General features: G+C 57.1%; 24 protein-coding genes. 8 read left to right on the top strand and 16 right to left on the bottom strand.

What is annotated here, in order from left to right:
- Positions 1 to 12: 12 nt before the first annotated feature.
- The 3 genes from lpxM to znuA form a co-directional block, all read right to left on the bottom strand.
- Positions 13 to 984, bottom strand: a complete 972-nt coding sequence (gene lpxM / locus O1722_RS09365) for a lauroyl-Kdo(2)-lipid IV(A) myristoyltransferase (RefSeq protein ID WP_015570283.1) — start codon at positions 982 to 984, stop codon at positions 13 to 15.
- Positions 985 to 1101: 117 nt separating this feature from the next.
- The gene (gene mepM / locus O1722_RS09360; RefSeq protein WP_033486803.1) at positions 1102 to 2421 is read right to left on the bottom strand and encodes a murein DD-endopeptidase MepM; all 1320 of its coding nucleotides are present in this window, start codon (positions 2419 to 2421) and stop codon (positions 1102 to 1104) included.
- A 15-nt stretch (positions 2422 to 2436) separates the two neighbouring features.
- The gene (gene znuA / locus O1722_RS09355) at positions 2437 to 3381 is read right to left on the bottom strand and encodes a zinc ABC transporter substrate-binding protein ZnuA (RefSeq protein ID WP_032103662.1); all 945 of its coding nucleotides are present in this window, start codon (positions 3379 to 3381) and stop codon (positions 2437 to 2439) included.
- A gap of 77 nt (positions 3382 to 3458) precedes the next feature.
- Here znuA and znuC point away from each other — a divergent pair, with 77 nt between their 5' ends.
- Together znuC and znuB are read left to right on the top strand one after the other, a co-directional pair.
- Complete coding sequence (gene znuC / locus O1722_RS09350; protein WP_033486802.1) at positions 3459 to 4214, top strand: zinc ABC transporter ATP-binding protein ZnuC; 756 nt, start codon at positions 3459 to 3461, stop codon at positions 4212 to 4214.
- Positions 4211 to 4996, top strand: coding sequence for a zinc ABC transporter permease subunit ZnuB (gene znuB / locus O1722_RS09345; protein ID WP_006811034.1), 786 nt, complete (start codon positions 4211 to 4213; stop codon positions 4994 to 4996). The genes znuC and znuB overlap by 4 nt, the downstream gene beginning before the upstream one ends.
- 59 nt (positions 4997 to 5055) lie before the next feature.
- Here znuB and ruvB read toward each other — a convergent pair whose 3' ends face one another.
- From ruvB to aspS, 6 genes are all read right to left on the bottom strand, one after another.
- Complete coding sequence (gene ruvB, locus O1722_RS09340; RefSeq protein ID WP_003859753.1) at positions 5056 to 6066, bottom strand: Holliday junction branch migration DNA helicase RuvB; 1011 nt, start codon at positions 6064 to 6066, stop codon at positions 5056 to 5058.
- Positions 6067 to 6074: 8 nt separating this feature from the next.
- The gene (gene ruvA / locus O1722_RS09335) at positions 6075 to 6689 is read right to left on the bottom strand and encodes a Holliday junction branch migration protein RuvA (protein ID WP_003859751.1); all 615 of its coding nucleotides are present in this window, start codon (positions 6687 to 6689) and stop codon (positions 6075 to 6077) included.
- A gap of 80 nt (positions 6690 to 6769) precedes the next feature.
- Positions 6770 to 7291, bottom strand: a complete 522-nt coding sequence (gene ruvC, locus O1722_RS09330) for a crossover junction endodeoxyribonuclease RuvC (protein ID WP_003859749.1) — start codon at positions 7289 to 7291, stop codon at positions 6770 to 6772.
- 34 nt (positions 7292 to 7325) lie between these two features.
- Entirely contained in the window at positions 7326 to 8066 is a 741-nt protein-coding gene (locus tag O1722_RS09325) for a YebC/PmpR family DNA-binding transcriptional regulator (protein WP_003859747.1), read from the bottom strand.
- 27 nt (positions 8067 to 8093) lie between these two features.
- The gene (gene nudB, locus O1722_RS09320; RefSeq protein ID WP_006811037.1) at positions 8094 to 8537 is read right to left on the bottom strand and encodes a dihydroneopterin triphosphate diphosphatase; all 444 of its coding nucleotides are present in this window, start codon (positions 8535 to 8537) and stop codon (positions 8094 to 8096) included.
- 1 nt (position 8538) lies between these two features.
- Positions 8539 to 10311, bottom strand: coding sequence for an aspartate--tRNA ligase (gene aspS, locus O1722_RS09315; RefSeq protein WP_017384352.1), 1773 nt, complete (start codon positions 10309 to 10311; stop codon positions 8539 to 8541).
- Between the two features lie 262 nt (positions 10312 to 10573).
- Between aspS and O1722_RS09310 the strand changes: the two genes are divergently transcribed.
- From O1722_RS09310 to cmoB, 5 genes are read left to right on the top strand one after another with little or no spacing between them, the layout of a single operon-like run.
- On the top strand, positions 10574 to 11140 hold the full coding sequence (locus O1722_RS09310; RefSeq protein ID WP_015570278.1) for a hydrolase: 567 nt from the start codon (positions 10574 to 10576) through the stop codon (positions 11138 to 11140).
- The gene (locus O1722_RS09305) at positions 11137 to 11955 is read left to right on the top strand and encodes a DUF72 domain-containing protein (RefSeq protein WP_033486801.1); all 819 of its coding nucleotides are present in this window, start codon (positions 11137 to 11139) and stop codon (positions 11953 to 11955) included. Before O1722_RS09310 ends, O1722_RS09305 begins: the two co-directional genes overlap by 4 nt.
- Before the next feature lie 51 nt (positions 11956 to 12006).
- Positions 12007 to 12402 (top strand): MAPEG family protein, encoded by a 396-nt coding sequence (locus O1722_RS09300; RefSeq protein ID WP_003859737.1) that lies wholly within the window; start codon positions 12007 to 12009, stop codon positions 12400 to 12402.
- A 40-nt stretch (positions 12403 to 12442) separates the two neighbouring features.
- Positions 12443 to 13186, top strand: a complete 744-nt coding sequence (gene cmoA, locus O1722_RS09295; RefSeq protein ID WP_003859735.1) for a carboxy-S-adenosyl-L-methionine synthase CmoA — start codon at positions 12443 to 12445, stop codon at positions 13184 to 13186.
- Positions 13183 to 14154, top strand: coding sequence for a tRNA 5-methoxyuridine(34)/uridine 5-oxyacetic acid(34) synthase CmoB (gene cmoB / locus O1722_RS09290; protein ID WP_015570275.1), 972 nt, complete (start codon positions 13183 to 13185; stop codon positions 14152 to 14154). The genes cmoA and cmoB overlap by 4 nt, the downstream gene beginning before the upstream one ends.
- 174 nt (positions 14155 to 14328) lie before the next feature.
- Here cmoB and cutC read toward each other — a convergent pair whose 3' ends face one another.
- A complete protein-coding gene (gene cutC, locus O1722_RS09285; RefSeq protein ID WP_033486800.1) occupies positions 14329 to 15072 on the bottom strand; it encodes a copper homeostasis protein CutC in 744 nt (247 codons plus the stop codon).
- 78 nt (positions 15073 to 15150) lie between these two features.
- Positions 15151 to 15711: a VOC family protein gene (locus tag O1722_RS09280; RefSeq protein WP_015570274.1), complete on the bottom strand. Its 561-nt coding sequence runs from the start codon at positions 15709 to 15711 to the stop codon at positions 15151 to 15153.
- 238 nt (positions 15712 to 15949) lie between these two features.
- On the opposite strand from O1722_RS09280, the gene argS reads away from it, so the two are divergent.
- A complete protein-coding gene (argS, locus tag O1722_RS09275) occupies positions 15950 to 17683 on the top strand; it encodes an arginine--tRNA ligase (RefSeq protein WP_033486799.1) in 1734 nt (577 codons plus the stop codon).
- Positions 17684 to 17717: 34 nt separating this feature from the next.
- Here argS and bglB read toward each other — a convergent pair whose 3' ends face one another.
- From bglB to flhB, 5 genes are all read right to left on the bottom strand, one after another.
- Complete coding sequence (gene bglB, locus O1722_RS09270; RefSeq protein ID WP_033486910.1) at positions 17718 to 18857, bottom strand: beta-galactosidase BglB; 1140 nt, start codon at positions 18855 to 18857, stop codon at positions 17718 to 17720.
- Positions 18858 to 18861: 4 nt separating this feature from the next.
- Positions 18862 to 20445, bottom strand: coding sequence for an MFS transporter (locus O1722_RS09265; protein ID WP_033486798.1), 1584 nt, complete (start codon positions 20443 to 20445; stop codon positions 18862 to 18864).
- A 260-nt stretch (positions 20446 to 20705) separates the two neighbouring features.
- Positions 20706 to 21098, bottom strand: a complete 393-nt coding sequence (flhE, locus tag O1722_RS09260; protein WP_023303901.1) for a flagellar protein FlhE — start codon at positions 21096 to 21098, stop codon at positions 20706 to 20708.
- Complete coding sequence (flhA, locus tag O1722_RS09255) at positions 21098 to 23176, bottom strand: flagellar biosynthesis protein FlhA (RefSeq protein WP_003859723.1); 2079 nt, start codon at positions 23174 to 23176, stop codon at positions 21098 to 21100. Before flhA ends, flhE begins: the two co-directional genes overlap by 1 nt.
- Positions 23169 to 24317, bottom strand: a complete 1149-nt coding sequence (gene flhB, locus O1722_RS09250) for a flagellar biosynthesis protein FlhB (protein WP_006811100.1) — start codon at positions 24315 to 24317, stop codon at positions 23169 to 23171. Before flhB ends, flhA begins: the two co-directional genes overlap by 8 nt.
- Positions 24318 to 24343: the final 26 nt, after the last annotated feature.

Genomic DNA, 24343 nt, shown 5'->3' with positions numbered 1-24343 from the left:
GGTGAAGGTTTCCTATTTCTTCGGGAAAAGCTCTTTACGCTTGTACGGCTCTGTTTCGCCAGGTTTGCGCGTTTTGAGCAGCTTCAGGATCCACGTATATTGCTCTTTATGCGGCCCCACCAGCACCTCCACCTCTTCATTCATGCGACGTGCGATGGTGTGATCGTCTGCGGTCAGCAGATCGTCCATCGGCGGACGTACCTCAATGCTCAGGCGATGCGTTTTACCGTCATAAACCGGGAACAGTGGGATCACGCGGGCGCGGCAGACTTTCATCAGGCGACCAATCGCGGGTAGCGTGGCTTTATAGGTTGCGAAGAAATCGACAAACTCGCTGTGTTCCGGGCCGTGGTCCTGATCGGGCAGATAGTAGCCCCAGTAACCCTGACGTACCGACTGAATGAAAGGCTTAATGCCATCGTTTCGGGCGTGCAAACGCCCGCCAAAGCGACGGCGCACGGTATTCCAGACGAAGTCGTAGATTTTGTTTCCCTGATTATGGAACATCGCCGCCATTTTCTGGCCCTGCGACGCCATTAACATCGCCGGAATGTCTACCCCCCAGCCGTGCGGCACCAGGAAAATCACCTTTTCATCATTGCGACGCATCTCGTCGATGATCTCCAGCCCTTTCCAGTCAACGCGTTCGACGATCTTCTCCGGCCCTTTCAGCGCCAGTTCCGCCATCATCGCCATGGCCTGGGGCGCGGTGGTATACATGTCATCAATGATTGCTTCGCGTTCGGCGTCGCTTTTATCCGGAAAACAGTACAACAGATTTATTTGCGCGCGGCGGCGTGCGCTTTTACCTAAGCGCCCTGCCAGGCGCCCCACTTTGCCGAGCACCGGATCGCGGAGGGAAGCAGGTAGCAACGCCATGCCAGCAAACGCGTATACGCCAAGCCAGGCGCCCCAGTTACGCGGGTGGCGGAAAGATTTTTCAAACTCGGGAATGTACTCAATATTGTTTTTTTTGGTTTCCATGCGGGTTCCAGGGTCTGGTGACGCAAAAATATATTCGGATAGTGTAGCGAGGCTGCCGCCCGCGCACAAAAGAAAAAGCCGGCGCATACTGACGCCGGCTTTTTAAATCAGGAGAGCTTAGTCGAAGCGCAGCTGCGGCATCACCTCTTTCACCTGCGCCAGGTAATCTTTGCGATCTTTGCCGGTCAGCCCTTCGGTGCGCGGCAGTTTTGCCGTCAGCGGGTTAACTGCCTGCTGGTTGATCCACACTTCGTAGTGCAGGTGCGGACCCGTCGACCGGCCGGTGTTACCGGACAACGCGATGCGATCGCCACGTTTCACTTTCTGGCCCGGTTTGACCAGCAGTTTACGCAGGTGCATGTAGCGGGTGGTGTACGTACGACCGTGACGAATAGCAACGTAGTAGCCAGCAGCACCGCTGCGTTTCGCCATGACCACTTCACCATCCCCTACCGCCAGCACTGGCGTGCCCTGCGGCATGGCGAAGTCAACGCCACGGTGCGGCGCTACGCGGCCAGTTACCGGGTTCAGACGACGCGGGTTGAAGTTGGAGGAGACGCGGAACTGTTTTGCCGTTGGGAAACGCAGGAAGCCTTTTGCCAGACCCGTACCGCTGCGGTCATAGAACTTACCGTCTTCCGCGCGAATGGCGTAGTAGTCTTTGCCGTCTGAACGCAGACGAACACCCACCAGCTGGCTCTGCTCGCGCTTACCATCCAGCATTTCGCGGGACATCAGGACAGAGAACTGATCGCCTTTTTTCAGTTTGCGGAAATCCATCTGCCACTGCATGGCTTTGATCACCGAGCTGATTTCAGCGCTGGTCAGGCCGGCATCGCGTGCGCTGTAAACAAAGCTGCCGCCGACGGTCCCTTTCATGACGCTGTTAACCCAGTCGCCCTGCTGCAATTCGCTGGTCATTTTGAAACCGTTTGCAGTGCGATCGTAGGTGCGGGTTTCGCGACGGGACATCTCCCAGGTCAGACGTTGCAGATCGCCGTCGGGCGTTAGGGTCCAGGAAAGCTGCTGACCAATTTTCAGGTTACGCAGCTCTTTATCGGATGCGGCGAGCTGGCTGATGTTGCCCATGTCGATACCGTACTGGTTCAGGACGCTGCTCAGCGTATCGCCAGTAGAAACAACATATTCATGAATGCCGGCTTCATTCTGGATCTTGTCATCCAGCTCATCCTGGGGAATCGCTTCATCTTCCTGAGCGGCCTGATCGATAGGCTCGCTGGCCTCAGGCAGCAGAGAGCGGATCTCGCTCTTCTCCAGTTCGATGGTTTTAATGATTGGGGCGGAACTCGGGTGGTAAACATAGGGCCGCCAGACGGCGACCGCTAATGTGAGAACTGTAAGCGACCCCAGCATAACGCGGTGGGGTCGAGGCAGATTGTTAAATGCCAGGGCGACAGAGCGGGCTATCTGTTGCACGTATTCACTTCCTCGTTAATCTCCTTTCAGGCAGCTCGCATACTGATTCGCCAGTTGGCTGAGGAACTGCGAATAGCTCGCTTTGCTCAACTGGATGTTCGTACCTAGCGGGTCAAGGGTTCCCATGCGCACGGATGTTCCCCTGGCCACGGCTTCTACGACCGCTGGCCTGAACTGTGGCTCAGCAAAAACGCATGTCGCTTTTTGCTCAACCAACTGTGTTCTGATTTCATGTAAACGCTGCGCACCAGGCTGAATTTCAGGGTTGACGGTAAAATGCCCCAGCGGGGTCAGACCGTAATGTTTCTCGTAATACCCGTAGGCATCATGAAAAACGAAGTACCCTTTTCCTTTAAGCGGTGCGAGCTCGTTACCCACCTGTTTGTCGGTTGCGGCTAATTGAGCCTCAAAATCCTTCAGGTTGGCGTCGAGTTTGATTCGACTTTGCGGCATAAGTTCCACTAATTTGTCGTGGATTGCAACCGCTGTAAGCCGCGCTATCTCTGGGGAGAGCCAGAGATGCATGTTGTATTCGCCGTGATGGTGATGGTCGTCACCTTTTTCACCGTGAGCATGGTCGTGGTCGTGTTCGTCACCCTCGTCCTCAGCTCCTTTCATGAGTAACGGTTTCACGCCGGACAGCCCGGCAATCGTCACCTGTTTCTCAGCGGGAAGCTGACTGGCTGACTTCTGCATGAACGCTTCCATCTCAGGACCAATCCAGACGACTAAGTCCGCGTTCTGTAAGCGTTTTACATCAGATGGACGCAGGGAATAATCATGCTCGGAAGCACCGTCAGGCAGCAGAACCTGGGTCTCAGTGACCCCATCCGCGATGGCAGAGGCGATAAACCCAAGCGGTTTAAGCGAAGCGACAACGGCGGCGTTAACATCTTGTGCTGTTGTACCCCAAAGAGCAGCGGATAAAGCTGCGAAAAGAAGCGTATTTTTCTGTAACATAATGCGACTAATCATCGTAATGAATGCGTGGAATGTGATATTATAACATTCGATGACTTCTGCAAGCTTAAATTGACATGACGACTTTAGTTTCTCTTGAAAATGTTTCGGTCTCATTCGGCCAGCGCCGCGTCCTTTCTGAGGTGTCGCTGAATCTGAAGCCCGGCAAAATACTCACGCTGCTCGGCCCTAACGGTGCAGGCAAGTCGACGCTGGTACGCGTCGTATTAGGCCTGGTAGCCCCTGATGCAGGTGTTATCGTCCGCCAAGACAAGTTGCGTATCGGCTATGTGCCGCAAAAATTACACCTCGATGCCACCCTGCCCCTGACGGTGAGCCGCTTCCTGCGCCTCCGTCCCGGTACGCGTAAAGTGGATATCCTCCCGGCGCTGAAACGCGTTCAGGCGGGACATCTTGTTGAGGCGCCCTTGCAAAAGCTGTCGGGCGGTGAAACCCAGCGCGTATTACTTGCCCGCGCCCTGCTCAGCAGCCCTCAGCTGCTGGTCCTGGACGAGCCGACGCAGGGTGTTGACGTCAACGGTCAGGTTGCGCTGTACGATCTGATTGACCAGCTCCGTCGGGAGCTAAACTGCGCGGTGCTGATGGTGTCCCATGATCTGCATCTGGTGATGGCCAAAACCGACGAAGTGCTGTGCCTGAACCATCACATTTGTTGTTCCGGCACGCCGGAAGTGGTGTCAATGCATCCGGAATTTATCTCTATGTTTGGCCATCGTGGCGCCGAGCAGCTGGGCATCTATCGTCATAATCACAATCACCGCCATGATTTACAGGGACGAATCGTCCTGCGTCGGGGAAATGGACACTCATGATTGAACTGTTACTGCCCGGCTGGCTGGCCGGGATTATGCTTGCCTGCGCCGCGGGTCCACTCGGCTCGTTTGTCGTCTGGCGCAGAATGTCCTATTTCGGCGATACGCTGGCCCATGCTTCATTGCTGGGTGTGGCGTTTGGTTTGTTACTGGACGTGAACCCGTTTTATGCGGTGATTGTCGTCACGCTGCTGCTGGCTGCCGGTCTGGTCTGGCTGGAAAAACGTCCTCATCTGGCAATTGATACCCTGCTCGGCATTATGGCGCACAGCGCCCTGTCGCTGGGCCTGGTGGTGGTGAGCCTGATGTCAAACATCCGCGTGGACCTGATGGCCTACCTGTTTGGCGATCTGCTGGCCGTCACGCCCGAAGATCTGATTTCTATTGCCATTGGCGTGGCAGTGGTGCTCGGGATCCTGCTGTGGCAGTGGCGGAATTTACTGGCTATGACCGTCAGCCCGGATCTGGCCTTTGTCGATGGCGTGAAGCTTCAGCGCGTGAAGCTGCTGTTGATGCTGGTGACGGCGTTAACCATCGGCGTGGCGATGAAGTTTGTCGGCGCGCTGATCATCACGTCGCTGCTGATAATTCCTGCCGCCACTGCGCGCCGTTTTGCGCGTACGCCGGAGCAAATGGCCGGTATCGCGGTGATTATCGGAATGATTGCGGTGACGGGCGGGTTAACCTTCTCGGCGTTTTATGACACGCCAGCGGGGCCGTCGGTGGTACTGTGCGCGGCGGTGTTGTTTATTTTCAGTATGATGAAGAAGACCGCAAATTAACATCGAGGGCGCTGATGCCCTCACCCTGGCCCTCTCCCACAGGGAGAGGGAACAATGCATTACGGCATTGCCGGTGGCGTAATACCGAAATGATTCCACGCCCGCACCGTCGCCATACGACCACGTGGGGTACGCTGTAAGAAGCCCTGCTGGATCAGATACGGCTCCAGCACGTCCTCGATAGTCTCACGCTCTTCGCCAATTGCCGCCGCCAGGTTATCCAGCCCTACCGGCCCGCCAAAGAACTTATCCAGCACCGCCAGCAGCAGCTTACGGTCCATATAGTCAAAGCCTTCGGCATCGACATTCAGCATATCCAGCGCCTGGGCGGCGATCTCGGCCGATATGGTGCCGTCGTGCTTCACCTCGGCAAAGTCACGCACCCGGCGCAGCAGGCGGTTGGCAATACGCGGCGTACCGCGGGAGCGCTTCGCCACTTCAAACGCCCCCTCTTCGCTCATATCCAGCCCCATGTAGCGCGCGCTGCGCCCTACAATATGCTGAAGGTCGGGCACCTGATAAAACTCCAGACGCTGCACGATACCAAAACGGTCGCGTAGTGGAGAGGTCAGCGAGCCGGCGCGGGTCGTGGCGCCAATCAGGGTAAACGGTGGCAGATCGATTTTGATCGAGCGCGCGGCCGGACCTTCACCGATCATGATATCCAGCTGGTAATCCTCCATTGCCGGATAGAGCACTTCCTCCACCACCGGTGAAAGACGGTGGATCTCATCGATAAACAGCACGTCATGCGGTTCGAGGTTGGTCAGCATCGCCGCCAGGTCCCCTGCTTTCTCCAGTACCGGGCCGGAGGTGGTACGCAGGTTAACGCCCATTTCATTGGCGACGATATTCGCCAGGGTGGTTTTACCTAACCCCGGCGGACCAAAAATCAGCAGGTGATCGAGCGCATCGCCGCGCAGCTTTGCCGCCTGGATGAAAATCTCCATCTGAGAACGAACCTGCGGCTGGCCGATGTACTCATCCAGCAGTTTGGGACGGATCGCGCGATCCACCACGTCATCTGGCTGAATAGTGCCTGCCGATACCAGGCGGTCTGCTTCAATCATCCTTTACCTCACAATGCAGCGCGCAGCGCTTCACGAATCAGAGTTTCACTGCTGGCATCCGGTTTAGCAATTTTGCTCACCATCCGGCTGGCCTCCTGAGGTTTATAGCCCAGCGCCACCAGCGCGGCAACCGCTTCCTGCTCGGCATCATCATCCGATGCAGGCGCGCCCGGGGAAGTCAGCACCAGATCGGCTGCCGGCGTGAACAGATCGCCATGCAGACCTTTGAAGCGGTCCTTCATCTCGACAATCAAACGCTCGGCGGTTTTCTTCCCGATGCCCGGAAGTTTAATTAACGCAGCTGGATCTTCACGCTCAACGGCGTTCACAAACTGTGGCGCTGACATACCGGACAGAATCGCCAGGGCCAGCTTCGGCCCGACGCCGTTGGTTTTAATCAATTCGCGGAACAGGGTGCGTTCCTGTTTGTTATTGAAGCCGTACAGCAGCTGAGCGTCTTCACGCACCACAAACTGGGTAAAGACAACCGCCTCTTTGCCCGCCTCCGGCAGCTCATAGAAGCAGGTCATTGGCATATGGACTTCATAGCCCACGCCACCCACTTCCAGCAGTACTAACGGGGGTTGTTTTTCAATGATGATGCCTCTGAGTCTGCCTATCACGTGACGCTCCTGCGTTCTGGAAGAAATTAACTGCCGACATAATAAAAAAAGGCTGGATAAACATCCAGCCTGATTTGTCATTATCGTAACCTGCCACGCGCCAGATTGAGCCGCGACTCGCTCATTTGCATCGCATTCTGGCTGACGTGACAGTGGGTAATCGCAATGGCCAGCGCATCGGCGGCGTCAGCCTGCGGGTTCGCAGGGAGCTTCAGCAGGGTACGCACCATGTGCTGTACCTGGCTTTTCTCCGCGCTACCAATGCCCACCACCGTCTGCTTAACCTGTCGGGCCGCGTACTCAAACACCGGCAGATCCTGGTTCACGGCGGCAACAATCGCCACGCCGCGCGCCTGACCGAGCTTTAACGCCGAGTCAGCGTTCTTCGCCATAAAGACCTGCTCGATGGCGAAATAGTCCGGCTGAAACTGGGTGATGATCTCCGACACGCCCGCATAGATGAGCTTCAGGCGCGACGGCAGATCGTCCACTTTGGTGCGAATACAGCCGCTGCCGAGGTAGGTTAGCTGGCGTCCCACCTGACGGATAACGCCATAGCCGGTGACGCGTGAGCCGGGGTCAATCCCGAGAATAATCGACATCACGCGTCTCCCGTAAACGGTTTACAGGCTCTCATCAGAGAGTCGCTGCAACCTCATCAGAGATTTCACCGTTGTGATACACTTCCTGCACGTCGTCGCAGTCTTCGAGCATGTCGATCAGACGCAGCAGTTTCGGTGCGGTTTCCGCATCCATGTCCGCTTTGGTAGACGGGATCATGGAGACTTCAGCGTTATCCGCCTTCAGGCCAGCCGCTTCCAGCGCATCGCGCACGGCACCCATCTCTTCCCATGCGGTGTAAACATCAATAGCACCGTCGTCGTAGGTCACCACGTCTTCCGCACCGGCTTCCAGCGCCGCTTCCATGATCGCATCTTCGTCGCCTTTCTCGAAGGAGATGACGCCTTTTTTGCTGAACAGGTACGCTACGGAACCGTCAGTGCCCAGGTTGCCGCCGGTTTTGGTGAACGCGTGGCGCACTTCCGCAACGGTACGGTTACGGTTGTCGGACAGACACTCAACCATCACCGCCGTACCGCCAGGACCGTAACCTTCATAAATGATGGTTTCCATGTTCGCGTCTTCATCACCGCCCACGCCACGTGCGATGGCACGGTTCAGGGTGTCACGCGTCATGTTGTTGGACAGGGCTTTATCCACCGCTGCGCGCAGACGTGGGTTAGAGGCCGGATCGCCGCCGCCCAGACGCGCCGCTGTCACCAGCTCACGAATGATTTTGGTAAAGATTTTACCGCGTTTGGCATCCTGTGCCGCTTTGCGGTGTTTGGTGTTGGCCCACTTACTATGACCTGCCATAAAAAGTTCTCCAAAAATCGCGCCTTCTCAGGCAGCGTTAATTACAAATTCTTCAATCGCCTGCCGGTTGCTCCACGACTTGGTCAGTGCGGCGGCATCCGCCGCATTCACCCAGCGGTAGGTCAGGTGTTCCGTGAACACGATCTCCCGCTCATGGGGAAGCGCAAGGCAGAACCACGATTCCGTATTGCGCTCAATGCCCGGTGCATAGCGATGACGTAAATGGCTAAAAATTTCAAACTCCACCGTGCGCTGACAGTCCTTCAGGGTCAGTTGCTCGCGAGCAACATCAATGGCGACCTCTTCCTTTACTTCACGCGCGGCGGCCTGCGGCGCGGTCTCCCCCTCTTCCAGGCTGCCGGTAACCGACTGCCAGAAATCCGGATCGTCGCGCCGCTGCAACATCAGCACCCGCTTCGTGTCTTCTGCATAAATGACCACCAGAACCGAAACGGGACGCTTATATGCCATATCAGTTTTTCTCTTCCTTCTTCACCACCTCAATGCCCAGCTCAGCCAGCGCGGCCGGGTTGGCAAAGCTTGGCGCTTCAGTCATCAGACACGCCGCTGCGGTGGTTTTCGGGAAGGCGATCACATCACGGATGTTGTCGGTGCCGGTCAGCAGCATGGTCAGACGGTCAAGACCGAAGGCCAGACCAGCGTGCGGAGGGGTACCGTACTTCAGGGCGTCCAGCAGGAAGCCAAACTTCTCGCGCTGCTCCTGCTCGTTAATGCCCAGAATGCCGAACACGGTCTGCTGCATTTCACCGCTGTGAATACGCACGGAACCGCCGCCCACTTCGTAGCCGTTGATGACCATATCGTAGGCGTTTGCCACCGCGTCTTCCGGCGCCGCTTTCAGCTCTGCCGCCGTCATCTCTTTTGGCGAGGTGAACGGGTGGTGCATCGCGGTCAGGCCGCCTTCACCGTCGTCTTCAAACATCGGGAAGTCGATTACCCACAGCGGCGCCCATTTGCTTTCGTCGGTCAGGTTCAGGTCTTTGCCAAGCTTCAGACGCAGCGCGCCCATCGCATCCGCAACCACTTTCTTGTTGTCTGCGCCGAAGAAGATCATGTCGCCGTCCTGCGCGCCGGTGCGCTCAAGGATCGCTTCCACGATGTCCGCATTCAGGAATTTCGCCACCGGGCTGGTGATGCCTTCCAGACCTTTTGCACGCTCGGTTACTTTAATATAGGCCAGACCTTTCGCGCCGTAGATCTTGATGAAGTTGCCGTAGTCGTCAATCTGCTTACGGCTCAGGGCAGCACCGCCCGGAACGCGCAGGGCAGCCACGCGGCCTTTCGGATCGTTAGCCGGGCCAGCAAAGACCGCGAACTCAACGGCTTTCACCAGGTCTGCCACGTCCACCAGCTCCATCGGGTTACGCAGGTCTGGTTTGTCAGAACCGTAGCGACGCTCGGCTTCCGCGAAGGTCATGACAGGGAAATCGCCCAGCTCAACGCCTTTCACGTCGTTCCACAGGCTACGCACCAGGGCTTCCATCACCTCACGCACCTGCTCAGCGGTCATGAAGGAGGTTTCCACATCGATCTGGGTAAATTCTGGCTGACGGTCAGCGCGCAGGTCTTCGTCGCGGAAGCATTTCACGATCTGATAGTAGCGATCGAAGCCGGACATCATCAGCAGCTGTTTGAAAAGCTGTGGTGACTGCGGCAGCGCGTAGAATTTGCCTTTATGGACGCGGGATGGCACCAGGTAGTCGCGCGCGCCTTCCGGCGTGGCTTTGGTCAGCATCGGGGTTTCGATATCAAGGAAACCGTGGTCATCCATAAAACGGCGCACCAGGCTGGTGATTTTCGCACGGGTTTTCAGGCGCTGAGCCATTTCCGGACGACGCAGATCCAGGTAGCGGTATTTCAGACGCGCTTCTTCGGTGTTGACGTGGTTGGAGTCCAGCGGCAACGCTTCCGCGCGGTTGATGATCGTCAGATCGGACGCCAGCACTTCGATAGCGCCGGTCGCCATGTCGGCGTTGACGTTTTTCTCGTCACGCGCACGCACGGTGCCCGTCACCTGAATGCAGAACTCATTGCGCAGCTCAGAAGCCAGCTTCAACGCATCAGCGCGATCCGGATCGAAGAACACCTGAACGATACCTTCGCGGTCACGCATATCAATAAAGATAAGGCTACCAAGATCGCGACGACGATTGACCCAACCACACAGGGTGACCTGCTGCCCGACGTGGGACTGACGCAGCTGCCCGCAATATTCTGTACGCATGAGATATCCCTTAATTAGCCGCAGGCTGATTGTCGCCTGTCTCGCAGGCTACGATGTCGCAGCTTTCTGTATGTCACAACTGGATGAAAAAAGGCGGCTATTATACTGGAAATTCTGCCGCACGATAAGAGCGAAGCACGGCCTGACGCGCGTTTGCTGAACTCTTATTGCCTATTCTCACAAAAATTAACAAAATTATCCGACCGATAACAGGCCATCACGTCGTAAGGTGTAGAAAAGCAATCATTTGACGGGAGTGACGATGTTTACACTTGATGCCACCAAAACCGCCCTTGTGGTCATTGATTTACAGGAAGGCATTCTGCCTTTTGCCGGTGGTCCGCACACCGCTGACGATGTGGTCAGCCGCGCTGCGCGCCTGGCAGAAAAATGCCGCGCCAGCGGCTCGCCTGTTGTTATGGTGCGCGTCGGCTGGTCCGCTGATTTCGCCGAAGCGTTAAAGCAGCCGGTTGATGCCAAGGCCCCGGCGCAGGCGCTGCCGGACAACTGGTGGACATATCCTGTCTCGCTCGGTAAACGCGACAGCGATATAGAAGTTACCAAACGCCAGTGGGGCGCATTCTACGGCACCGACCTGGAGCTCCAGCTGCGCCGTCGCGGGATCGACACGATTATTCTGTGCGGGATCTCCACCAACATTGGTGTGGAATCCACCGCCCGTAACGCCTGGGAGCTGGGCTTTAACCTGGTGATCGCGGAAGATGCGTGCAGCGCAGCCTCTGCGGATCAGCATCAGGGCAGCATGACCCATATCTTCCCGCGTATCGGTCGCGTGCGCAGCACGGATGAGATCCTCAGCGCGCTATGATGTACGTGGGCCTGCCCCAGTGGTCGCACCCGAAATGGGTGCGCCTGGGTATTACCAGCCTTGAAGAGTATGCCCGACACTTTAACTGCGTGGAGGGCAATACCACGCTGTACGCCCTGCCCCGCGCGGAGATCGTCGAACGCTGGCGCGAGCAAACCACCGACAACTTCCGCTTTTGCTTTAAATTCCCGGCGACCATCTCCCACAACGCCGCGCTGCGCAACTGCGATGATTTAACCCACGAGTTTTTCACCCGGATGTCGCCTCTGGCCAACCGTATTGGCCAGTACTGGCTCCAGCTTCCCGCCACGTTTGGCCCGCGCGACCTGCCCGCCCTCTGGCAGTTTCTCGACGCCCTGCCACATGGCTTTACCTACGGCGTAGAAGTGAGGCATCCGGAATTCTTTGCCAAGGGCGACGCGGAGAAAGCGCTCAATCGCGGCCTGCATGAACGATCGGTCAACCGCGTGATCCTCGACAGCCGCCCTGTGCACAGCGCAATCCCGCACAGCGAAGCGGTTGTTGATGCCCAGCGCAAAAAACCGAAAGTGCCCGTCCACGCGATCTTAACGGCACAGAACCCGATGGTCCGGTTTATCGGCAGCGATAACATGCAGCAAAATGAGGAGATGTTCGCCGTCTGGCTGCAAACGCTGGCGAAATGGGAGCACACCACCACGCCGTACCTTTTTTTACATACGCCGGATATCGCACAGGCGCCTGAACTGGTCGATGCTCTCTGGCAGGCCTTGCAGCAGGCGGTTCCGTCGGTTGGCCCCGCGCCGTCCATCCCACAACAATCTTCTCTTTTCTGAAATCACCCCCTATCATAGAGACGTGCCATCTGCCAAAAACAGGGAGTTAGTATGGTCAGCGCGCTGTATGCGGTGTTAGGTGCATTACTGCTGATTAAGTTTTCATTTGATGTTGTGCGCCTGAGAATGCAGTACCGCGTCTCGTACGGTGACGGGGGCTTTTCTGAGCTACAAAGCGCAATCCGCATCCACGGCAACGCGGTCGAGTACATTCCCGTCGCGTTAATTTTACTGCTGTTAATGGAGATGGATGGCGCAGAAACATGGATGGTGCACGTCTGTGGGCTGCTGCTGATAGCTGGGCGTTTGATGCATTATTATGGTTTTCACCACCGCCTGATCCGCTGGCGTCGTTCCGGCATGAGCGCGACCTGGTGCTCGCTTTTGCTGATGGTGCTGGCTAACCTTTGGTATATGCCGTGGGAGTTGGTTTTCTCCTTCCATTAGCGCACAATATGCCCCTTTATTTTTCCCGGATTTTTACGTTATGTCAGATCGCGACACGCTTTTTTCCGCGCCTATCGCCAGCCTGGGCGACTGGACCTTTGATGAACGGGTAGCCGAAGTCTTCCCGGATATGATCCAGCGCTCTGTTCCCGGTTATTCCAATATTATCTCCATGATCGGCATGCTGGCGGAGCGTTTTGTTCAACCCGGCACGCAGGTCTATGACCTGGGCTGTTCGCTGGGAGCGGCAACGCTGTCCATTCGTCGTAACGTTCATCACGAAGGCTGCAAGATTGTGGCTGTCGATAACTCACCGGCCATGGTCGAACGCTGCCGTCGCCACATTGACGCGTATAAAGCCCCTACGCCTGTGGAGGTGGTAGAAGGCGATATCCGCGATATCGACATCCAAAACGCCTCGATGGTGGTACTGAACTTTACCCTTCAGTTCCTGGTGCCGGACGATCGTCAGCGGTTGCTGGATAAAATTTATCAGGGCCTGAACCCGGGCGGCGCGCTGGTGTTGTCTGAGAAATTCAGCTTTGAAGACGCCAGCGTGGGCGAACTGCTGTTCAACATGCACCATGATTTCAAGCGTGCAAATGGCTACAGCGAGCTGGAGATCAGCCAGAAGCGCAGCATGCTTGAAAACGTCATGCTGACGGATTCCGTAGAAACCCACAAAGCGCGCCTGCGCAAAGCCGGATTTGAACACAGCGAACTGTGGTTCCAGTGCTTTAACTTTGGTTCTCTGGTGGCGCTTAAAGCCGGAGACGCAGCATGATCGAGTTCGGTAATTTCTATCAGCTGATTGCCAAAAACCACCTTTCCCACTGGCTGGAAACCCTGCCTGCGCAAATTGCCACCTGGCAGCGCGATCAGCAGCATGGTCTGTTGAAGCAGTGGTCCAACGCCGTGGAGTTTCTGCCTGAACTGACGCCTCATCGTCTGGATTTACTGCACAGCGTGACGGCGGAGAGCGAAGAGCCGCTCCCGGCCGGGCAGATCAACCGCATCGAAACGCTGATGCGTAACCTGATGCCGTGGCGCAAAGGGCCGTTCTCGCTGTACGGCGTAAACATCAACACCGAGTGGCGTTCCGACTGGAAGTGGGATCGCGTTCTGCCGCATTTATCCGACCTGACCGGGCGCACCATTCTGGACGTGGGCTGCGGTAGCGGCTATCACATGTGGCGCATGATCGGCGCAGGCGCGCATCTGGCCGTCGGTATCGATCCGATGCAGCTGTTCCTGTGCCAGTTTGAAGCGGTGCGTAAGCTGCTGGGTAACGACCAGCGTGCGCACCTGCTGCCGCTGGGTATCGAGCAACTCCCTGCCCTGAAAGCGTTTGATACCGTTTTCTCGATGGGCGTGCTGTACCACCGTCGTTCCCCGCTGGAGCATCTGTGGCAACTGAAAGATCAGCTGGTCAGCGGCGGCGAACTGGTGCTGGAAACGCTGGTCATCGAAGGCGATGAACATGCCGTTCTGGTGCCGGGCGATCGCTATGCGCAGATGCGCAACGTTTACTTCATCCCTTCCGCGCTGGCGCTGAAGAACTGGCTGGAGAAATGTGGATTTGTCGATGTACGCATCGCCGATGTGTGCGTGACGTCAGTTGAGGAACAGCGCCGCACCGACTGGATGATCACCGAATCACTGGAGCAATTCCTCGACCCGGACGATCACAGTAAAACCATAGAAGGCTATCCGGCCCCGATGCGTGCGGTATTGATTGCGACCAAGCCGTAGCCTTTAGCCGGGTGGCGGCTGCGCCTTACCCGGCCTACGCGTGATTTCGTAGGCCCGGTAAGCGCAGCGCCACCGGGCAAAAAAGAAAAAAAGGCCCCTGTGTAATTTGCAGGGGCCTGGTACAAGCAAGCATCATATTGGGCGACATGATGCGCGGTAAAAATCGGTACGTTGCTACACGTGATGACGTTCAATCAACGATTTCATTACCGCAACCGACTCTCCATCCACACCGTAGCGTGAGTACTCATCCGCTTCAGCATCCGTCGACATTGACAACCCTGTATTGCGATAACGCATGGGTGAAGGTATCCATTTACCCGCCGAGCTGTGCAGCTCTTCCACCCCTGCGTTTAAAAACAGTTCCAGATTGCTGGCGCGTACTCCTGCGCCCGCCATGATTATTGGAACACCGGAATGTGCTTTTAGTTCCGTAATTAATTTCAGTCCTTTTTCAGCCGAGGACTGCTGGCCCGACGTCAGAACGCGCGCCACGCCCAGTTCTGCCAGCGTATCAAAGGCTTGTATCGGATCCTGACACATATCGAACGCACGATGAAAAGTGACCGCCATCCCCCGGGCGGCGCGCATGACCTGACGCATACGCGGAAGATCGATGTTGCCGTCTTCGTCCAGCACACCGATCACCAGCCCCGGAAAACCGGAATCACGGACGAGGGCGATATCCTCAAGCATGGCACTGAACTCACCCGCCGTATAACAAAAATCACCGCCGCGCGGGCGAATAATCGGGTGCACCGGAATGGTGATGGCCTGGCGGGCTGATTTCAGCACGCCAAAGGACGGGGTTAATCCCCCTTCTTTAGGTGCCGCGCAAAGCTCGATGCGATCGGCCCCGTGCCGTTGCGCAGTGACGGCACACTCCACGCTGTAACAACAAATTTCCAGCAGCGCCATGTCATCCTCCTTAAATTTCACTCAACGTACCATCGTGGCACGTTGCCCGATTGATGTCTGGATCGACGCTCACAATGCTTACGCTTCGCTGGCGACGATCTGCTCGATAGTCCAGGGATGGAATTTCACCGTCACGTTGCCGTCCGTTACGGCAAGCGTAGGGTTCGGTAAGCGTTCGCGCTCCCCTTTTGGCGAGCTGGTTTTGACGAAAATACCCGGCTGGCTTAACCCCTCGTCGGAAAGCAGCGCCAGCGCACGGGCGTTCAGCGTCTCGGGCTCCCCAGGCAGAACAATTTCGATATGCTCCCAGCCTTCGTGCGGATAACGCTTCTCTCCTGGCCAGGGCAGTTCCACAACGGTGAATTGCCAGTGCGCCACCGTTACCGGCGCGTGAAGTTTGAACAGGCAGATCGGGCGACCGTTAATGATATTCTCCGACAGCAGTTCTCCGCACTGCTCAAAGCCACGCCGCCAGCGTTCGGCGGTGGCATTCTGGTGGCAGCGCAAAGAGATGTGATCGGCCTCAAGCGGCGCGATATCCAGCCCGAGACGGGTGGCAAGTTCTGTGAACGCCTGAGTGAAGCGCGGTAAATCTGCGGAAATATCATGCAGTTCGTCAATGGTATGCCAGTTCGCCATAGGTCAGTCTCGTTTCGTGTCGCAAAGCCGCTAATTTACTCTGTTGCCCTCTGTCGACCAACCGCAGAATCACGGTTTTTTCGACTGCATGATTATGCATACCGTCTTCGCCTGGATTCTGAGCGATCTTCGCCCCCCGCAGGGCTGACGCCCGAAGGCATTTGCAGTATACTCCCGCCCTAAATTCTTAAACTGGCGTGGGTGTTTTTTACCCGCATCAAAAACGTAAGGTATCCAGGTGAATATTCAGGCTCTTCTCTCAGAAAAAGTCAGTCAGGCACTGATTGCCGCAGGTGCGCCTGCGGATTGCGAACCACAGGTTCGTCAGTCAGCGAAAGTACAGTTTGGCGACTATCAGGCTAATGGCGTGATGGCAGTGGCTAAAAAACTGGGCATGCCGCCGCGACAGCTCGCTGAGCAGGTACTGACGCATCTGGATCTCACCGGCATCGCCAGCAAAACCGAAATCGCCGGTCCAGGCTTTATCAACATTTTCCTTGAGCCTGCATTCCTCGCAAGCCACGTTGACGCGGCGCTGAAGTCTGACCGTCTGGGCGTGGCTCAGCCAGAAGCGCAGACCGTGGTGGTTGACTACTCCGCGCCAAACGTGGCGAAAGAGATGCACGTCGGTCACCTGCGCTCCACCATCATCGGTGACGCGGCGGTGCGTACCCTGGAGTTCCTTGGTCACAAGGTGATCCGCGCTAACCACGTAGGCGACTGGGGCACGCAGTTCGGCATGCTGATCGCGTATCTGGAAAAGCAGCAGCAGGAAAACGCAGGCGAAATGGCGCTGGCAGACCTGGAAGGTTTCTACCGTGAAGCCAAAAAGCACTATGACGAAGATGAAGCCTTCGCCGAGCGCGCGCGCAGCTACGTGGTGAAACTTCAAGGCGGCGACCCGTACTTCCTCGAGATGTGGCGCAAGCTGGTGGACATTACCATGTCCCAGAATCAGCTCACCTATAACCGTCTGAACGTGACCCTGACCCGTGACGACGTGATGGGTGAAAGCCTGTATAACCCGATGCTGCCAGGCATTGTGGCGGACCTGAAAGCTAAAAATCTGGCGGTGGAAAGCGAAGGCGCAACGGTGGTGTTCCTTGATGAGTATAAAAACAAGGAAGGCGAACCGATGGGTGTGATCGTCCAGAAAAAGGATGGCGGCTATCTCTACACCACCACCGACATCGCCTGTGCGAAATACCGTTACGAAACCCTGCATGCGGATCGCGTGCTGTATTACATCGACTCCCGTCAGCACCAGCACCTGATGCAGGCGTGGACTATCGTGCGTAAAGCGGGTTATGTGCCGGATTCCGTGCCGCTGGAACATCACATGTTCGGCATGATGCTGGGTAAAGACGGTAAGCCGTTCAAAACCCGTGCGGGCGGCACCGTGAAGCTTTCCGATCTGCTGGATGAAGCGCTGGAACGCGCGCGTCGCCTGGTGGCCGAGAAGAACCCGGATATGCCTGCTGACGAGCTGGAGAAACTGGCTAACGCGGTTGGGATCGGCGCGGTGAAATACGCGGATCTCTCCAAGAACCGTACCACCGACTATATCTTCGACTGGGACAACATGCTGGCGTTTGAAGGCAACACGGCGCCATATATGCAGTACGCTTATACCCGCGTACTCTCCGTCTTCCGTAAAGCCAATATCGACGAAAGCGTGCTGGCGAATGCCACGGTGACCCTTACCGAAGATCGTGAAGCACAGCTGGCTGCCCGCCTGCTTCAGTTCGAAGAGACGCTCTCCGTGGTCGCGCGTGACGGTACGCCGCACGTTATGTGTGCTTACCTGTACGATCTGGCCGGTCTGTTCTCTGGCTTCTACGAACACTGCCCTATCCTCTCTGCCGAGAGCGAAGCGGTGCGTCACAGCCGCCTGAAGCTGGCGCAGCTGACGGCGAAGACACTGCAGCTCGGTCTGGATACCCTGGGTATCGAAACCGTAGAACGTATGTAAAAAAGAAACCCGGCGAGCGCCGGGTTTTTTATTATCAGAAATATTTCCGCAAATATTCCGTCAGACACAGAATCGCCATTGCCTGGCCATACGGCATCGAGGTCAGCGGTATCTGGCGGTAAAACGCCAGATCGCTTCCCATCCCCGTCCCGAAGGACGTTTGCAGCAGCTCCCCTTCCGGGGAGATGTTTTGCACGATGCCGCGAATCGCTTTCTCCGCCACCTCTGCGTACTCTGCGCCGACATAACGCTTGCGCACGGCTTTCAGAATGCCGTAGGCAAACCCTGCCGTGGCCGACGCCTCCAGATAAGAATCAGGATCGTCCAGCAGCGTATGCCACAATCCGCTCTCGTCCTGACATTTTGCCAGTGCGGCGATCTGCGCGTTCAGTACCTGCACCAGATAGCGACGAACGGCGTTGTTTTCCGGCAGATCCACCAGCTCAAGGAAATCCGGGATCACGATGGTCAGCCAGCTGTTGCCGCGCGCCCAGCGAGCCCGGGCAAAGTTGTGATTGCCGTCGTAATTCCAGCCGTGGAACCACAGCCCGGTCTCCCGATCCATCAGATTCTGTACGTGGAGCAGGAACTGGTAGATCGCCTCCTCGACGTACTCCGGCTTGTTCAGCAGCTTGCCGATTTTCGCCAGCGGCAGCACCGTCATCATCAGCGTGTCATCCCACATCTGCTGATGGTTCTCTTCCGCCAGGGTGATGTGCTGCATGCCGCCATGTTCGGTGCGCGGCATCTCATTCATCGCCCATTCCGCCCAGCTTTCCAGCCACGGCAGCCAGGCCGGGTTTTTGGTCTCTTCGTAGCGATACGCCAGCGTCAGGAACGGCGACATGGTATTCACGTTTTTGGTGGTTGCGCCTTCAGCGAAACGGTCAGCAAACCAGCTGTCGATAATCTCGCGCATCCCTTCGTCACCGGTCTGGCAGTAATACTGCCAGATACCGTATAAACCGACGCCGTGGGTCCATTCCCATCCGGCCCAGCCTTTGGTGTCGATCACGCGCCCGTCGTCCAGCCGCAGCAAAAACTCACCCGTTTTGTCGTGGATATTGACCAGGTTATGCGTCACCTTTTGAATCAGCGATTGCAGCTCATCCCTGGCGATAAAGCGCTCAGGCTGACGCAGTAACGGGCTATGTTTGACAGGCCAAACTTTCATCATCTTAACCTCTGTTGTATGTCGAATTCAGTACCGCGCGATCCTTCAGCGAAGGGGCCGCTGGCTTATTGCGATTCAGATAACCGATGTTGTTGTTGCCCCACAGGGATTCATACGGCATTCCCGCCAGCATCTCCACGGTAGCGCGGGCCTGCGGGGTCACCGCCTCTGGCATCGCATGGCCGGACTCGCGCATTTTCGCGGTCTCTTCACGCAGGGTGCTGTGGGTCTGCAAATTGAGTTTGAAGCGCAGGGAGACAAGGAAGCCGCAGAACAGCACCAGAATAGTGCCAACGCTCAGGATCATCAGAATGGTGTGGCTCACTTCCGCAGGCTGCATTTTTTGCCCGCTGACAAAGCCCGACATCTGCATCACGATCCCCACCAGCATCACCGCACCGGCCTGAGACGCTTTACGGGTCAGCGTCATGATGCCCGCGAAGATCCCTTCGCGACGCTGACCGGTGATCACTTCGTCCACGTCAGCAATGTAGGTGTAGGTATTCCACGGTACGTAGTTGATACCTCCGCGGCCAAGACCGGCAACCGCAGAGATCAGCAGCAGCAGAGCGTAAACGTCGCTCAGGCCCGCGTAATAAAGCACCGCGTAAGAGAGCGAAGCCAGACCAAACAGCACGACCACCATGCGGTAAGACGGCGCAGGTCCGAAGCGAATGCACAGCGGGATCATGCCGATCACGGCGAGGAACTGGAAAATGGCCATCGTGCCCAGCAGGTTGGACGCCATTGACGCCTCCTGCATCAGCACAAATACCACGTAATAGGTGAACACCGCATTAAAGACGTCCTGGGCGATGTAGCCGCCAAGGTACATCCCCAGATGCTGGCGGAAAATCTTGATGCGCAGCGTCGAACTTAATTCGACAAAAAGACGGTTCAGGCTCTGGCCCAGGGTCAGCTTTTTCTTCTCTTCCTCGGCACGCAGAGCCGCTTCAGACCACTCTTCCCGCGGACGCTCCCAGGTGAAGAACCAGACGAAAGTAAGCATCAGCGCGCAGAGTACGGAGAAGACCAGGCTTGCATAGAAGAAGGAGATCGCGTTGTCTTTGCCGAAATGCGTGAGCAGGATCCCCGGCAGGAAGGAGGCCAGAATGGCGGACATCTGCGCCATAGAGATTCGCGCCCCGGAGAATTTGGTTTTCTGTTTGAAATCGTCCGTCATCTCCGGCACCAGCGTTTCGTACGGCACCAGGATCATGGTGTAGACGATATCAAAGATCAGATAGGTCAGCAGGTAGTACCAGAAACTCATGTCCCCTACCCACATCAGCGAGTAGCTGAAAACGCAGGGAATACCGAGCAGGATAAAGAACTTACGACGGCCAAAACGCTTGCCCAGCCAGGTGGTGCCAAAGTTATCGGTTAAAAAGCCCATTAACGGGCTGACAACCGCATCCAGCACCCTTGCAGCAGCGAAGATAAAGGTTGCTTCAATCGGTGTGAGTCCACAGAAGGTGGTATAAAAATACAAAAGCCAGGCGGCCGTCAGGGCGGTAGTCCCCGCCCCGAGGAAGTCCCCTGACCCGTAAGCAAAATAATTTGCGAGTCCAATTTTACGTGTTTTCATTGCCGTCAACCCTAATCAGTTTTGGGAGACTCCCTGTAAGCAACCTCGTCCGGGAGTTTTTACACGGCTACAGTAAAAGTATCGACCTGTTGATACCTTTCTGTTTCTGCCATCACAAAGTGGTGAATGGCAAAAACGCAAAGAGTGTCAATACGCGTGTCACTGATTTATAAAACAGCGTTTCTTTTGTATCAAAAGGGAAGGTCATTTTTGCGAGCCAGCCTTCAGAAATGCCTGGAGACTGGCGAAAAGGCGGGCAGTTAGCGGTAGTTGACGAGCACCTCGTTGCGCTGAACCTTCAGCGCCGGTATGAGACGTCCACCGCCTGGCACTTCCCAGATAAAGCGTAAAGGCTCCTGAGCAGACACCCCGTTGAAGGCCTGGGTAGTGCCACGTTGACCCTCGATTTCCGCGCAGCGGGTCAGCGAACACAGCCGCACCCGCAACCCGGCCGGTGTGGGTCCCGTCAGGGTGTAATTCCAGGCCACCAGCGTCATCTGCCCGGACACGGGCTCAGAGGCGGACAGCGGACGGGAGGAGATCGACTCCCCCCGATGGTTGAGCGTTAAGCCGATACTGCTGGCCTGCCATGCCCCCTCGCCTGCGGCCTGCGCCGCCAGCGGGAAAAGTAAGATCCACAGCCACTTACGCATTATTTCCCTCCTATGGTCGCCGTCATGCGAATATTGCGGTTATCGGACAGCTCCATATTCGACAGCACTACCAGCTGGTTCAGGCTCCGGCGCAGGAAGCGCGACAGCAACGGACGCAGCGCGTGATTCACCAGCAGCACCGGCGGCGCGCCCAGCATCTCCTGACGCGCCAGCGCCTCCTGGGTTTGCGCCAGTAATCTGTCCGCCAGACCCGGCTCCAGCCCGCCACCGCCCTGCAACGCCTGAAGCAGCAGACGTTCCAGCGGCGTGTCCAGGCCAATGACCTGCACTTCGCCGGTTCCCGGGAACCATTGCTGGGTAATGGCGCGTCCAAGCGCCACGCGCACCACCGCCGTCAGTTCGTGCGGATCGCTTTGCAGCGGCGCATGTTCGGCCAGCGTCTCAAGGATGGTACGCATATCGCGAATGGGCACCTTCTCATCGAGCAGATTTTGCAGCACTTTGTGCAGGGTGGTTAAGGTCAGTACGCCCGGCACCAAATCTTCGGTCAGCTTCGGCATCTCCTGCGTTACGCGGTCGAGCAGCTGCTGCGCCTCCTGACGTCCAAACAGTTCCGCGGAGAACTGGCCAATCAGGTGGTTGAGGTGCGTTGCCACCACGGTACTGGCCTCAACGACCGTGTAACCCTGAATCTGGGCCTGCTCTTTCAGGGCGCTCTCAATCCAGATTGCCGCCAGACCAAAGGCCGGGTCGGTCGTCTGCTCACCCGGCAACGTGCCTGCGGCGGTGCCCGGGTTAATCGCCAGCCAGCGGCCGGGGTACGCATCACCGCTGCCGATTTCCACCCCTTTCATCAGGATGCGGTAGCGCGCGGGCGGGAGATCCATATTGTCCCGGATGTGGACCACCGGCGGCAGGAAGCCCATATCCTGGGCGAATTTTTTACGAATGCTGCGGATACGGCCAAGCAGCTCACCATCCTGCTGGAAATCCACCATCGGGATCAGGCGGTACCCCACTTCCATCCCCAGCGAATCTTCGAGCTGTACGTCGTTCCAGGTGGCTTCCACCGCCTGGGTGTTCTCAGGCATTTTGACCGGCGCAGGCTCTGCCTTAGGCTGCGTTTCCCGGCCACGCATCCACCAGGCAAGCCCCAGCAGCGCAGCGGTGAACAGCAGGAATACCAGGTTTGGCATGCCCGGCACCATACCGAGCAGGCCCAGCACCGCCGCGGAGAGCAGCATAACGCGCGGGTTGCTGAAGAGCTGCCCCACCATCTGCTCGCCCACGTCCTGATCGGTACTGACGCGAGTCACAATCACGCCCGCCGCGGTGGAGATCACCAGCGCCGGGATCTGCGCCACCAGACCGTCACCAATGGTCAGCAGCGTATAGCTTTCCGCCGCGTGGCCCATGTCCATGCCGTGTTGCAGCACGCCGACGAGCAGGCCGCCGACGACGTTAATCACCATGATCAGAATGCCCGCGATGGCGTCACCGCGCACAAACTTACTCGCACCGTCCATGGAGCCGTAGAAATCTGCCTCCTGGGTCACTTCGGCACGGCGTTTTTTCGCTTCATCTTCCGCGATCAGCCCGGCATTCAGGTCGGCGTCGATGGCCATCTGCTTGCCCGGCATCCCGTCGAGCACGAAGCGCGCGCCCACTTCAGCGATACGCCCCGCCCCTTTAGTGATAACCATGAAGTTGATAATCACCAGAATGACGAACACCACGATACCGATGGCGAAGTTGCCGCCCACCAGGAAGTGACCGAAGGCTTCGACCACCTTGCCCGCCGCCGCCGCGCCGGTGTGCCCTTCCATCAGGATGATACGCGTGGAGGCAACGTTCAGCGCCAGGCGCAGCAGCGTGGTGAACAGCAGGATCGTTGGAAACGCGGCGAACTCCAGCGTGCGCTGGGTGAACATCGCCACCAGCAACACCATGATGGACAACGCAATGTTGAAGGTGAAAAGCAGGTCGAGGATAAATGCCGGTAACGGCAGCACCATCATCGACAGAATTAGCAGGATCAGAATCGGTCCGGCAAGGATCTGCCATTGCGTCGATTTCAGGTTGCCGGGCAGGCGCAACATTGCCACCAGATTAGCCATCAGTGTCCTTCTCGTTCAAAAAATCCAGTGCTTCAGGCACCGGAAGGTTCTCAGGTTTTACAGGTCGTTGACCGCCCGCTAAACGCCAGCGTTTCAGTTGCCACACCCAGGCCAGCACCTCTGCGACAGCGGCGTAGAGCTGGCCCGGGATCTGTTGTCCAATTTCCGCGTGGCGATACAGCGCGCGAGCCAGCGGCGGTGCTTCCAGGATCGGCACACGGTTTTCCGTGGCGATTTCACGAATGCGCAGCGCAATCAGCCCGGCCCCTTTCGCCACCACTTTCGGCGCGCTCATTTTGTTTTCGTCGTACTGAAGCGCCACGGAGTAGTGAGTCGGGTTGGTGACGATGACGTCGGCTTTCGGCACATCTTCCATCATGCGCCGACGCGCGGCGGCGCGCTGCATCTGGCGGATACGGCCCTTAACGTGCGGGTCGCCTTCCATCTGCTTATATTCATCGCGGATGTCCTGACGCGACATTCGCAGCTTTTTGATATGGGAATAGATCTGGAAGATAACGTCGAACGCCACCATCGGAATAATGCTGAGTACCACCAGCAGCGAGCATAACCCGACCAGGTTCAGGGCATTCTTCATCGCCGTCATCGGGGACTCGCTGATCAGGCGCATCATCTCCGGCCAGTGGTGCCACAAAAAAAACCCGGCGGTACTGCCCATAAGAAGCGATTTCAGGATCGCTTTAAGAAGCTCAGCCCCGGTTTGCGCGGAAAACATTTTCGCAATGCCGGGGAACGGATTGAGCTTAGAGAATTTCGGTTGCAGCGATTTACCGCTGAACACCAGGCCACCGAGCATGACCGGCGAAACAAGGGCCACGATGACCACGCCCGCGATCAGCGGCAGCAAGGCGATCATCGCGCTTTTCACAAGGTTGATGATCTGAATGAGGATCAGATTGGGGTCATTGACCATGCTGTGATCAAAACGTAAGCCAGCCGAGAGCATTCCCGCCAGTCTGCGGGCGAGCATCTCCCCGCCCCACCAGATTATGCAGACGCCCACCACCAGGATCAGCAGGGATGTCAGCTCTCGGGATCGGGGGATCTGCCCATCCTCACGGGCTTTTTCAAGTCGGTGGGGTGTGGGGGCTTCTGTTTTGTCGTCGTTCTCTTCTGCCACTGTGCCTGCTCGCAGCCCATTAATTC

It is taken from the genome of Enterobacter cloacae complex sp. HYC003_NIDB (assembly GCF_056673375.1).
The sequence above is the reverse complement of the archived record's forward strand: the minus strand, read 5'-3'. Positions and strand labels throughout refer to the sequence as shown.